General features: G+C 52.2%; 11 protein-coding genes. 5 read left to right on the plus strand and 6 right to left on the minus strand.

Annotated features, from left to right (window positions below; all coding sequences use genetic code 11):
* Positions 1-4: 4 nt before the first annotated feature.
* Positions 5-1,714: a ShlB/FhaC/HecB family hemolysin secretion/activation protein gene (locus tag ACT53G_RS10515; protein WP_476169380.1), complete on the minus strand. Its 1,710-nt coding sequence runs from the start codon at positions 1,712-1,714 to the stop codon at positions 5-7.
* A 138-nt stretch (positions 1,715-1,852) separates the two neighbouring features.
* Positions 1,853-4,120 carry a primosomal protein N' gene (locus tag ACT53G_RS10520; protein ID WP_476169381.1) on the minus strand — a complete coding sequence of 756 codons (2,268 nt, stop codon included), beginning with the start codon at positions 4,118-4,120 and terminating at the stop codon, positions 1,853-1,855.
* 59 nt (positions 4,121-4,179) lie between these two features.
* Between ACT53G_RS10520 and argS the strand changes: the two genes are divergently transcribed.
* The 3 genes from argS to ACT53G_RS10535 all read left to right on the plus strand — a co-directional run bounded on the left by argS (position 4,180) and on the right by ACT53G_RS10535 (position 7,183).
* On the plus strand, positions 4,180-5,838 hold the full coding sequence (gene argS, locus ACT53G_RS10525; protein ID WP_476169382.1) for an arginine--tRNA ligase: 1,659 nt from the start codon (positions 4,180-4,182) through the stop codon (positions 5,836-5,838).
* 40 nt (positions 5,839-5,878) lie between these two features.
* A complete protein-coding gene (locus ACT53G_RS10530; protein WP_275357522.1) occupies positions 5,879-6,472 on the plus strand; it encodes an SPOR domain-containing protein in 594 nt (197 codons plus the stop codon).
* 66 nt (positions 6,473-6,538) lie between these two features.
* Positions 6,539-7,183 carry a thiol:disulfide interchange protein DsbA/DsbL gene (locus tag ACT53G_RS10535; RefSeq protein ID WP_476144771.1) on the plus strand — a complete coding sequence of 215 codons (645 nt, stop codon included), beginning with the start codon at positions 6,539-6,541 and terminating at the stop codon, positions 7,181-7,183.
* Positions 7,184-7,223: 40 nt separating this feature from the next.
* Here the strand turns inward: ACT53G_RS10535 and ACT53G_RS10540 are convergent, their stop codons facing one another.
* Positions 7,224-8,915, minus strand: a complete 1,692-nt coding sequence (locus ACT53G_RS10540; protein WP_275357520.1) for a potassium channel family protein — start codon at positions 8,913-8,915, stop codon at positions 7,224-7,226.
* Between the two features lie 13 nt (positions 8,916-8,928).
* Positions 8,929-9,303: a DUF6394 family protein gene (locus ACT53G_RS10545; RefSeq protein WP_476144773.1), complete on the minus strand. Its 375-nt coding sequence runs from the start codon at positions 9,301-9,303 to the stop codon at positions 8,929-8,931.
* Positions 9,304-9,362: 59 nt separating this feature from the next.
* Between ACT53G_RS10545 and ACT53G_RS10550 the strand changes: the two genes are divergently transcribed.
* Positions 9,363-10,187 carry an SDR family oxidoreductase gene (locus ACT53G_RS10550; RefSeq protein ID WP_476169474.1) on the plus strand — a complete coding sequence of 275 codons (825 nt, stop codon included), beginning with the start codon at positions 9,363-9,365 and terminating at the stop codon, positions 10,185-10,187.
* A 97-nt stretch (positions 10,188-10,284) separates the two neighbouring features.
* Entirely contained in the window at positions 10,285-10,506 is a 222-nt protein-coding gene (locus ACT53G_RS10555; RefSeq protein WP_313984704.1) for a hypothetical protein, read from the plus strand.
* A 54-nt stretch (positions 10,507-10,560) separates the two neighbouring features.
* Here ACT53G_RS10555 and ACT53G_RS10560 read toward each other — a convergent pair whose 3' ends face one another.
* A complete protein-coding gene (locus ACT53G_RS10560) occupies positions 10,561-11,325 on the minus strand; it encodes an arylamine N-acetyltransferase family protein (protein ID WP_476169383.1) in 765 nt (254 codons plus the stop codon).
* A 92-nt stretch (positions 11,326-11,417) separates the two neighbouring features.
* Positions 11,418-13,082 carry an energy-dependent translational throttle protein EttA gene (gene ettA / locus ACT53G_RS10565; RefSeq protein WP_194749677.1) on the minus strand — a complete coding sequence of 555 codons (1,665 nt, stop codon included), beginning with the start codon at positions 13,080-13,082 and terminating at the stop codon, positions 11,418-11,420.
* Positions 13,083-13,125: the final 43 nt, after the last annotated feature.

Here is a 13,125-nt window from a genome sequence, read left to right on the forward strand (position 1 = left end):
ACTACTAGAAATTTTTTCTCAACTGACCCCAGAGCTGGTACTCAGTATTACTTGACGAACCATCCAGATCACGCTTTTGCTGGGAGTAGGTGGTCGTTAATACCCACTGCCCTGGAATCTGGATATCAGTACCGATACCCACATGTTGGGAGCGGACATAGTTAGTGCTGCCAATCGGGTCATGATTTAACTTGCCACGACCAGCATCGTAAAAAACAAACGGCGTCACAGCTTGGATGTAGGGAGTCACGTCAGCGCCCGTGGTCGCAAAAGTACGGCGTAAATCAGTTCCTGCCATCCAGCCTTGATCTGCCTGGCTGGGGATATCAGAGAATTGACGCCAGCGGTTAATGGCCCCAATACCAAAGCGCTCTGCGATATCAAGGTTACTATTTGTGCCTTGGTAATCTGCCCGCACAATCCAGTTAACGCCATTGTCGAATACCTGCGTACGGCTGGAAGTCCAGTTCCATTTGGTAAAACTGCCCTGGGTATCAAGTTGAGACCTATCCGTATCCTTTGCTGAGGCATCCTTGAATGAAACATTCCCTTGCGTGAGCACCAAACTCCATTGATAAGCAACGTCACCGGTCTCATTGATCCAATCACCTAACACGCCGAGCTCAAGGCTGCTAATGTTACGGCGGTTGTTAATAGAAAATGCCTTCACATCGTCATCCAGAATTTTGTAGTTGCTACCCACTTTGAATGAAATGCTTTTTTTGGTTTCACGTAACCAGGGATGTTCTAAAGACGCATAAAAATAATGTGCATCGCCCGACGCATCAAACTGTTTGAAATCGCGACCAAGCTCATAATCTACATAGCTGTAAGCCAGATTTAAAATATTACCTGCACTGCCAACAGGGGTCAGATACAATCCACTCAATGAGCGCTGACCTTCATCTCTGGAAACTTTACCCACCACCGCCAATTGATCTCCACGACCGTTCAGGTTGTTGACGGCACCGCCAAAACCTAATGTTTCTCGACCGGTGTAACGGTTGCCGTAAGTGTTTGCCGCAACATACCCACTGTAACGCGCTCTGGGTTCAACAGACACAGCCACATCTGAACTGCCCACAGCCTCACCGGGGTTGAGCTGAGAGGTGACCTGAATGCCCGGCAAGCCGTTCATCACCATGATATTGCGCACAAGGTTGCGCTCATTAAGCACATCCCCCTTGTTCAAGCCGTACTCGGAAACAGACTGGAAATACGACTGATCCAGCCCTTCACCAGTTTCGGCTTTCACCTCGCCCAAAGTACCTTCCAGAATCGCCAACTCAACCACAGCTTCTGCTTCAGTAGTTTTTTGCAAATCTTGCGTAGGCAAATAGACTTGTGTCAGCAAGTAGCCACGTTGGCGGTAATAGTTCCGAATGGTACCCACCGCTTCATTCAGCTCGCGCATACCCACTTCATGGCCAGTCAGCGAGGCGACTTGTGCTGCAAGCACCTCATCTGAAAACTGTTTGTTGCCAGAAAATTTGAACGCCTTTACCACAATCTTCAGACTGGATTTCTTTTGTTTTTTTTCTGGCTGTGGCGTTTCTTGTGGTACCTGAATAATGGGCCGTGGCTCTGGAATAATCGGTCTAGGGATATTGGGCTGCAAGGGCTCCGGGAACGAAACGCCCCCTGCCAAAACCTGCGAGCAATATCCCATGACCAGCCAAGGAATCAGGCGCATACCTGTCGTGTGTTTTTTCAAGATGACTCCCAAAAACTTTTATTAAAATCAATATGCTACAAATAATATCGCAACCCTTAAATTTACCTTAAAAAACAATCAAACACTAACCCTTTTTTACAAAACACCCTGTCATTGAAGACCACTTTTGCAAATTTGCTAGTATTCCAGGGCATCGACATCCAATACCCAGCGAATTTTCGCCTGTAATGGATGTGCTCTTACCCAGGCGACGGCCACTTGCAGTAGCTGCTGCAAGGCGTTGCGATGTGCAGATTGCATCATCACATAGCCACGCTCCATACGGTTCAGGCGTGCAAGCCCAGGTCTTACCGGGTCATAAATTAGCGGCTGGTCAGGCAAAGTTGCAGCATGCTGATCGACATAGGCTCTGGCGGCCAAACTAAACTCCGTCAGAAACTGGTTTACCAGGGCATACTCAGTGGCTTCTGCTTTCATCACGGCAATATAGGTAGCAGGCGGGAACTGCATCGCCATTCGCTCTTGCAACAAAGCCTGTGCAAACTCGGCGTAATTCTGCTCGCGCAAGGCGGCAAATAAAGGGTGCTGCGGGAAGGCCGTTTGTATTAACACCTCACCCGGTTTTTCACCACGACCTGCACGACCGGCCACCTGCATTAATTGGGCAAACAAGCGCTCGCTGGCGCGGTAATCCGGGCTATACAATGCACTGTCGGTATCGAGCACACCCACTAAGGTCAGATTAGCAAAATCATGGCCTTTGGCCAGCATTTGGGTGCCCACCAAAATATCGATTTCACCGGCATGCACCTCGGAAAGCAAGGTGGTTAAAGCATCTTTGGCCTGAATGGTATCTCTGTCCACGCGCGCGACGCGCGCCTGCGGAAACACCTGCTGCAGCGTTTCCTCGATGCGTTGCGTCGCCTGACCAACCGGGCGCAAATCCGGATTGCCGCAACTTGGGCATTGCAGCGGAATAGGCTGCTCATCGCCACAGTGGTGACAGCGTAGCACGCGCTGCCGCAGGTGCAGCACCGCTTTGGCAGAACACCGGCGGCAATCGGCCAGCCACTGGCAGGCCGAACAATGCAGCACCGGGGCATAGCCACGGCGATTAATAAACAACAAGCTTTGTTCGCCACGCTGCAAACGCTGCTCTATCGCCTGCTTTAACAAGGGCGTCAACCCGGCTTCTGGCGGCGGATGCGCAGTATCTATACAAAAAATACGCGGCAATGTGGCTTGTGACACCGCCCGCTTGTTTAATGTGAGCAAGCGATAAATCGGCTTTCTGCCGCCCGCGTGCTCCTGATCGCCCGTTGCGTTGTACCAGCTTTCCAGCGAAGGCGTAGCACTGCCAAGCACCACGGGCACACCATGCTGCTTCGCACGTACCAGCGCAACATCGCGCGCATGATAACGCATGCCATCTTGTTGCTTGTAAGAGCTGTCATGCTCTTCGTCCAGAATCATCAGCTTGAGGTGAGGCATGGGCGTAAACACACTCAAGCGCGTCCCGATCACAATGCGTGCGGCGCCAGACTGTGCCGCTTGCCAGTTTTGCAAGCGCTCACTCTCACTCAAATGGCTATGCAAGGTAACCAATGCGTACTCACTGAGCCGGCTACGAAAACGGCTTTCCAGCTGCGGTGTCAGGTTGATTTCGGGCACCATAATCAGCACTTGCGACTGTGGATCAGCCAACACTTTTTCCAGCAAGCGAATATACACCTCGGTTTTACCCGAACCCGTGATCCCAAACAGTAGCCAGGGCTGAAATCCATGCAGGCGGCCCAGAATCGCCTCAACGGCCGCGGCCTGCTCGTCATTGAGTTCGGGAACCTGCGCGGAGGCAGGCATGGAGGGCCGCGTCGCGATGACTTCTCGCCTGTTTACATAGCCGCCATCCAGCAAGGGCTGTAACGCTTTGCGCCAAGTGGCAGAAACCGCAGCGAGCATGGCCTCACTGCATTCGGCGTGCTGCTTTAGCAAGGCCAGCAACCTCGCTAAGACTTGTTGCCGCTTGCCGATCAACGCATCAGGCACCGGTTGTGCCAGATGATAGAGCCACATTTTGCGCGACACCGCCGGCTTGATTTGCCGCAAGCGCAATGGCAGGCTGGATAATACGGTTTGCCCAAACGGATAGTGATAATAGTCTGCACAAAAGCGCAACAATTTGAAGCTGGCAGCATCCAGCGGCACGTCGTCAAACACTTGCAATACCGCTTTGAGCTTGTGCAAGGGGATATCGGTCTCATTGACCAGAGCCATCACGATCCCCACCAGTTGTCGTCCAGCAAATGGCACCACCACGCGGTTACCCACTTTGATCACCAGGCCAGGATTCAGATAATCAAACTCACGGTCCAGCGGCACATCAAGCACGACGCGCACAATGCTGGCGGACGTGGTGACCTGAGGAGCGGCGGATGTTGAACACATGGGTGAAAAGGCTTAATTAGGTTAAAATGGCGGTTTGACGATAACGCATCATTTTAACCTTGAAACAAACGATCACAGAACTGATTCTGCAAGCGGTGACGCCGCTGGTGGCAGACACCTCCAGTCTCCATATCATCCTTGAGCGGCCAAAATCTGCCGAGCATGGGGATTTCGCGACCAATATCGCCATGCAACTGGCTAAACCGCTCAAGCAAAATCCGCGCATGATTGCCCAGCAGATTATCGACGGCTTGCCCGCCAACCAGGTGATCAGCAAGGTGGAGATTGCGGGTGCAGGCTTTATCAATTTCTTTTTGTCGGCAGATAGCAAACAGGCCATCGTGCACGATATTTTGAAACAAACCGACCAGTTTGGTCGCAACCCGGCGGGGCAAGGCGAAAAAGTCCAGGTGGAGTTTGTCTCTGCCAACCCCACTGGCCCGTTACATGTGGGCCATGGCCGCGGTGCTGCGGTCGGCGACTGTTTATGCCGATTACTGGCCGCCAATGGCTGGGAGGTGACGCGTGAGTTTTATTACAATGATGCAGGCGCACAAATCGATAACCTGACCAAATCGGTGCTGGCGCGCGCGCAAGGGATAACGCCAGACGATGCAAGCTTCCCTGAAGATGGTTACCGTGGGGACTATATCTTCGAAATTGCAGAGGCCTTTTTAGCCAAAGCGACGGTGACTGCTGACGACATGCAGGTGACTGCAAGCGGTGATGTCAATGATACGGAATCTATCCGAAAATTTGCGGTGGCTTATTTGCGCCATGAGCAAGATCTCGACTTGCAGGCATTCCAGATCAAATTTGATGTGTTCTCACTCGAAAGCGCGCTATACACCGAAGGCAAGGTAGACAACACCGTGCAATCGCTGATCGCCAGTGGTCACACCTATGAACAAGACGACGCCTTATGGCTGCGCACAACGGATTTTGGTGATGACAAAGACCGCGTCATGCGCAAAAAAGAAGGTGGCTACACCTATTTTGTGCCGGATGTCGCTTACCATCGTGAAAAGTGGCAGCGCGGTTTCAAACGTGTGATCAACGAGCAGGGCGCAGACCACCACAGCACCATTACCCGCGTGCGCGCCGGGCTACAAGCCCTCAATGTTGGCATTCCGCAAGGCTGGCCCGAATACGTGCTGCACCAAATGGTCACGGTGATGCGCGGCGGTGAAGAGGTCAAGCTCTCCAAACGTGCAGGGAGCTATGTGACTTTGCGCGACCTGATTGAAGAAGTTGGCTGTGATGCCACGCGTTACTTTTTGGCGGCACGTAGCCCGGATTCGCAATTGGTGTTCGACATCGATCTGGCACGTGCGCAAACCAATGACAACCCGGTTTACTATATCCAGTACGCGCATGCGCGCATTTGCAGCGTACTCAATCAATGGGGCGGCGATGTTGACAGCCTCACCACCACCGACCTGTCACCACTCAACAGCGCAGGAGAAACAACCCTGATGCAAGCCTTGGGACAATACCCTGAAGTGGTCAGCAGCGCCTGCCAGGCACTGGCACCGCACATGGTGGCCAACTATCTCAAGGAGCTAGCCAGTGCCCTGCATAGTTATTACAATGACACCAAATTTTTGGTGGATGATGCACAAGTCAAACTGGCACGCCTGTCGCTGATTACCGCAACCCGCGTTGTCCTTCGCAATGGCTTGTCTTTGCTGGGGGTAAGCGCCCCGGATAAAATGTAAGCACCTGAAAAGTGCCCGAATTGATTGGTTCAAATTATCTATGAGTCGCGACTACAAACCCTCACAAGCCAAAGCAAAAAGCAAGAGCAGCGGCAGCACCTTCTTTAACGGCCTGCTGGTCGGCCTGTTTTTGGGCGTCGCCTTGACGGTCGCGCTCATCATTTATATCAAAGGTGACCACAGCCCGTTCTCCAGCGCCTTCAAGAATGACAGCGGCTCGCAAGAGCTGCCGATCAAAAGCACCGTCACCGAAGAAGAAGTCAAACCTGGGAGCACCTCGATTGAGGACCCTAACAAATTTGACTTCTACACCATTTTGCCGGATACCGAGAGCAAAATCAGTGAAGAGCAAGTGAAAAAGAACCCGACCATCAAACAAGAAAGCTACTTTATTCAGGTGGGCGCGTTTGCCAAAGAGGATGATGCCAACAATCTCAAAACCCGACTGGCACTGGTAGGCTTTGAGGCCGTTGTACAAACGGCAGAAATTCCGAACAAGGGCACCATGCACCGTGTACGCATTGGACCGCTCAACGATCTGGCAAAAATTACAAAAATCAGCCATGACCTGGAAACCAATGGCTTTCAGCCTAATCTGATCAAGGTCAATATCGAATCTTCAGCATCGCATTAATGCTGTCATCGTATCGCCAGCTGTCACGTTAAACCATTACTTTCCACATATAAGGAAACGAATATCATGAAAAAAATGTTGTTAAGTTTGATGCTCTGGGCAGGCTTCACCGCCACTGCTGCCTTGGCTGAGCCGCAAATGGGTGAGCAGTTTGATCAGGTCGCACAACAAATGACGACAGATCAACCGGCCAAAATCGAAGTCATGGAGCTGTTCTGGTATGGCTGTCCGCACTGCTATCACATGGAACACCCGCTGGAAGCCTGGGTGAAAAAGTTACCTGCGGATGTGTATTTCAAACGCATGCCGGCCTTACCCAATGCCAGTTGGGCGCCCATGGCCAAAACCTATTTTGCCATGCAAGAACTGGGCGTACTGGATAAACTGCATACCCCATTGTTTGACGCCATTCATAAAACAAAAAGCTTGAACCCGGCGGACGAAGCTGCGGCCATTGACTGGGTGACCAAACAAGGCGGCCTGGACAAGATTAAAGTTGAAAAAGCCTTTAAGTCGTTTGCGCTGAACATGCAAATGAATAAAGCCATGCAGGTGTTCCGTGCTTCCGGCGCCACAGGCGTGCCTGCCTTGATTATTGATGGCAAATACATCACCGGCAGCTCCATGGCCGGAGGCAATGAAGCCGCCTTGCAAACCGCGGACTTTATTATCCAGAACGTGCGCAAGGACCGCGCAGCGGGTAAAAAATAAGCACCAATGACAATAAAAAACCCTGCTTAGGCAGGGTTTTTTATTGTTTCAGCCAGCGACCAATCCAGGTTTCAGGCATCTCATTGCCTGTCACCAGATAATGCAAGGTTTTCAGGTCGTGCAGCAGATAGCGCTGGATCGATTTGGCCTGATCCAGACCACAGAATAAAATTTTATCGCCCATCTCCAGCGGCGTCGCCAGGTCCGGTAATAACATTTTTTCACCCGCGCGCAGCAACATTAACGGCACCACCGGCATTTCATGCCGCTGTTGACCGGCAGGATTCATGAGTAAATGCTTGAGCGCTGGTCCCAAGCCTTGCTGCATGAGGCCACACACCGCCACGGCCATGTCATCCGCAATCGTAATATCCCAGGTATCTGGCACTTGCTCACCGAGCTTGGAAACCAGTTGCGCAATCACGGCATTGGCCCAGGCATTGCCCTGATGCCGCGCCGTGGCAAGAAACTCGGCCAACATGGGTGAAACCATATAAGACAAACAGGTGTGTGCAATCACATCACTGGGCTGCATGGTGATGTCGGCATCAAAATGTTGAAACAGCGGCTCGTTATGGCGCTTGTTCTTGCGGATGATCACAAACAGATTAGGGTTGAGTTCCAATGCCGTCATGACGATAGACAAGTTATTAATGTCATTGTCGGTGCCCGCTACAATACCCACCGCCTGCTCAATCCCGGCCTGTTTCAAGATGTGCGACTCCACACCGCTGCCGATAATGCATTGCTCACATTGCGTGCCTGCCGGATCTGCCTCGATGATCGTGACATGCATGGCCTCATTTTGCAGGCTTTTGACGACGGACTTGCCAAAGCGACCAAAGCCACAAGCAATCCAGTGGCCTTGCGGAATGGCGGCCGGGGTTTCAATCGCATCGCCCGGTGCACGCGTCAACCACTCATGCAGCAGGTAAGTGCCCAATGCGTTGAGCCGCATGGCCAAGTGTTCCCCAAAAATATGGTAAGGATTAATAATGCGGTCTGTGCCAAACGAGGCCATATTGGCGGCGATGACATCATCCTGTACACGCGCCAGCACCGGCAATCCAGGCTTGATCAGCTTCACCGCCACCGAGATTGCCAGGTTGGCATGGTCATCATCGGTCAGCGCCGCCACCCCGCGGCACATGGGATTTTTAATGCCGGCGTAGAGCAACACCTCGGATAACTTTGCATCTGCGCATAAGTGCGGAATATGAAACTGGTAATTCGTCAGCTCGAGTTCATTCACGCGTTCTGGCGAGCGTTCAAGCACCACCACCCGCAACTCGTTTCTATCCAGCGCCCTGACCAGCTCGCCGCCGGTTTCCCCATAGCCACAAATCAGGTAAAACGGCTCCATCAGGTTTTTGACATCGCGCTGGAAAATCGCAGTTTTAAACGCCTGCTTGAGTGCGCCCTCCTGAAACAACCCGATAATCGCCCCGATGGCGTAAAACCAGGAGATCACCGTCACATAAATCGAAAAAGTCATCCACAGACGCTGTGGCGTGGTAAACGGGTAGGGGAGTTCACCAAAACCGATGGTGGTCGCGGTATAACTCAGAATATAAAAGGCATCGAAGAAATTCAGATGATAGGCTTGGCCGCGGTCATTCACCCCGGGGATCAACACAAAGCCGATCATCGCAATGGCATAGCTGACAATCAACATCAGCAGCGGCGCACGCATGCGCCGCAAAATCCAGAACACAATTTGATTGAGCGTCATGCTGACTACGTGATTAGCGACGCAGGGTCACGGTTTCATAAATCAGCAAAATGACCGACGTGATATTGGCGAGAAATGCACCACCAGACAAAGAAACCACCCCGACAATCACCTCAGTATCCGCGCCGTTGCTGCCAGCAACGGTCCAGATAATTGCTGCGGCAATCAACTGTAAATCGGCGACCAGGCTGGTAGCGAGGTGGATCGCGCCAATCTGCGTCCGGTCACCAAATTTAAGTACGGTGGCAATCAAATTCACCACAATGGCAACATACAACTCGTAATGCAAGTGATGTTGCGGGTTATCAAGATCACCAACAAAAAATCCAAAGTTAAGCGTCATGGCTAGAATAATAAAAAAGCCAAAAATCACTTTTTCCAAATTCATCTACGTTTCCCCGACCAGTGTTTTATGGCATTCTACCCGATTAAAATTTGTTTACTGCAATGTATTTTATGGCGAAAACCAATTCTGACTGCCTGCATATTGTGATTACCGGTGCCTCCAGTGGCCTAGGCGCCGCCATGGCCACGGCCTATGCCCAACATTATCGGCAACAATTGCAACTAAGTCTGTGCGGTCGCAATACGGGCGCCCTGCAAGCGCTTGCCAGTCAGCTGAGCAGCCAATATCAGGTTGCCTGTACAACTTACAGCGTCGATGTAAGGCAGGCAGACCAGATGCAAGCCATGGCGCAAGCCGCCATCCAGCAATATGGCACCCCGCATATCGTCATCGGCAATGCCGGCGTCAGCCGTGGCACCCTCACCGAATACCAGGACGACATCCCCGCCTTTCAAGCCGTGTTTGATACCAACGTCATGGGACTGGTGCACACTTTTCAACCGTTTATCGAGGCCATGAAACAGGCAACAGAGCAGGGCAAGATGGCGCAACTAGTTGGCATCGCCAGTGTGGCCGGGATTCGCGGCTTGCCTGGCGCCGGCGCTTACAGCGCGAGTAAAGCAGCGGCCATTACCTACCTCGAAAGCCTGCGCGTCGAAATGCAGCAATATGCGATTACCGTCACCACCATCGCCCCCGGCTACATCCGCACGCCCATGACCGACATCAACACCTACCCGATGCCATTTCTGATGGATGCCGATGTCTTCGCCCGCAAAGCCATGCGCGTGATTGCCCAACAACGCCGCTTTAGTGTCATCCCCTGGCAAATGGGTATCGTCGCACGCCTGCTCCGCATGATCCCGCCCGGCCTGTGGGACTGGATCATGAAAAAAGCACCGCATAAAGCCAGGCTACCCGATTAAATTTAGCGGCCATCAAGGTCGATTAGCCCGAACAGGCTATTGAGTAGATATTTCAGTTGGAGATAATCAAACAAACCCACCTTGTTTTAAGAGAAGTATGGACAACACCCAACCCCGCCAACACCCTCTACAGCCACAAGCACACGAGGTCTGGCAAGACCAATGCCGCATCTGCCTGATTAACGGCAAGCTGGTTGCCTTGCCTTATATTGAAGCGTCACGCTTTGACGATTACGAATTCGGCGCCACGCTGGCAGCCATTAATGCCAACCGGCTGATACGTAAACTGGTGAACAAAGAGCAATCTGCTCCACGCTAGTCAAACCAGCCTCTGCGACGTCCTGCCAGGTCAGGATGCATGGGGCAAAGGTTTTTATGTCGACAACCCAAAGAGGGTTTTAAGCGTATCGCTACGCTCACTCTTCGGTATGATCCTTTTTGTCACCACGCCATCGGTGATGGTTTTCAAGGTGTCGCCGAATAAAATCATCCTGCCTGCCGGCTGATGTAATACAACCAGCAATCTCTGCACAAAAATCGCCTCAGGGTGAGTGGAGTTCATAAAATTTGCCGGATAAAAATCAATCCACTCCCAGGGATGCAGGTCAAACGCAAACTGGTTTTGCCAGCCCTCATCGACGCGTGCCTGTACTAAAAACTCGCGCTCGCCCTGGGTACGCAACATAAAGCAATCATGGTCCTGCATGATTTCCGTATCCAGCCTATTTAAGGCCAGTGGTGCGCGGATACCATAGCTGCCAAAACCCAAATCACATAACCAGGCTTGTTGCTCGAGATGCACCACAATTGCCATATGCGTTTTGGGTCTGCGCACCGGATAAAACATTGGTCGCGCCGCGACCAGCTGAAAGCGAAAGCCCAGCGCCTGTAATGCCATGGCAAAGACCCCATTCACTTCGTAGCAATATCCCCCGCGTTGCCGATAAATAACTTTCTCGACTATCTCCTCTGGCACCATGGAAACCACCTTGCCAGCCTGTACATCCAGATTTTCAAACGGCACACTGAATAGCTGACAGCGCATGAGTGCACGCAAGGTCTCGATATTGGTGTCAGGCTGTCCGACATAGCCTATGCGGTTGAAATAATCTTGCAGTTTGAAATTGGTTGCTTGCATGTGAATAGGATCCTGTGAACAAGTTGCTCTGAAGTGCGCTCCACAGTAACACGATCACCATAAAAAAGCCCACCTTGCGGGTGGGCTGTCTTTTATCGCGTAATCGGTTTATAGCGGATACGTTTGGGTTTGGCACCTTCTTCACCCAGGCGTTTTTTCTTGTCGGCTTCGTATTCCTGATAGTTGCCGTTGAAAAACGTCCATTGCGAGTCGCCTTCGGCGGCCAGAATGTGTGTGGCAATTCGGTCCAGGAACCAGCGGTCGTGCGAGGTGACCAGTACGCAACCTGAAAACTCAAGCAAGGCATCTTCGAGCGCTCGCAGGGTTTCCACATCAAGGTCATTCGAGGGTTCATCCAGCAGCAAGACATTAGCCCCGGAAATCAGGGTCTTGGCCAAATGCAAGCGACCACGTTCACCACCCGAGAGTTGACCAACGATTTTTTGCTGGTCGCCACCTTTGAAGTTGAAGCGGCCAATATAAGCCCGGCTAGGCATTTCAAATTTACCAACGCTGAGCACATCCAGCCCGCCAGAAATCGCTTCGAATACGGTTTTATCGTTGTCCAGGCCATCACGGGTCTGGTCGACTGCAGCCAGTTTAACCGTTGGGCCGGTGATGATTTCACCACTATCAGGCTGCTCCTTGCCTTGCAGCATGCGGAACAGCGTGGACTTACCGGCACCGTTGGGGCCGATCACGCCAACAATCGCGCCAGGCGGAATGGTGAATGAGAGGTTATCAATCAACAAGCGATCCCCAAAGCCTTTGGAGACGTTGCTAAACTCAATCACCTGGTTGCCAAGACGGTCACCGGGCGGGATAAAGATTTCCTGCGTCTCGTTGCGGCGCTGGTATTCGACGCTGGACATTTCTTCATAACGTGCCAAGCGCGCCTTGCTCTTGCTCTGACGCGCTTTTGCCCCTTGGCGCACCCATTCCAGCTCTTGCTTCATGGCTTTGCGGTGGGCGTCTTCCTGTTTTTGCTCCAGCGCTAAGCGGTCTTCTTTTTGTTCCAGCCAGCTGGAGTAGTTGCCTTTCCATGGAATACCCTCACCGCGGTCCAGTTCCAGAATCCATTCAGCAGCATTATCCAGGAAGTAGCGGTCGTGGGTGACAGCCACCACGGTGCCGGGGAAGCGCACCAGAAACTGTTCCAGCCACTCGACGGATTCCGCATCCAAATGGTTGGTCGGCTCGTCCAGCAACAGCATGTCAGGTTTTGACAGTAACAATTTGCACAAGGCCACGCGGCGTTTTTCACCGCCTGACAACGGGCCGATTTTTGCGTCCCAGGGTGGCAAGCGCAGTGCATCGGCGGCAATCTCTAATTGCTGCTCGACATCACTGCCGCTGGCGGCCAGGATATTTTCGTACTTGGCCTGCTCTTCGGCCAGTTTGTCAAAATCGGCATCAGGTTCAGCATAGGCGGCATAAATTTCTTCCAGCTTTTGCTTGGCTTCCATGATAGCGCCCAAGCCGGCTTCGACCTCCTGACGCACGGTTTTATCAGCATCCAGCTGTGGCTCTTGTGGCAGATAGCCAATCGAAATATTCGGCTGCCATTGCACTTCGCCTTCAAACTCTTTATCCGCGCCCGCCATGATGCGCAGCACGGTCGACTTGCCTGAGCCGTTTAAGCCCAGCAAGCCAATTTTTGCGCCCGGGAAAAATGAAAGGGAAATATTTTTGATGATTTGCCGTTTGGGCGGCACGATTTTGCTCACGCGGAGCATGGACATCACATATTGCGCCATTTGTATTACATCCAGAGTATGGTTGGAAGCGGCTATTTTAACG

It is taken from the genome of Methylophilus sp. DMC18 (assembly GCF_056314005.1).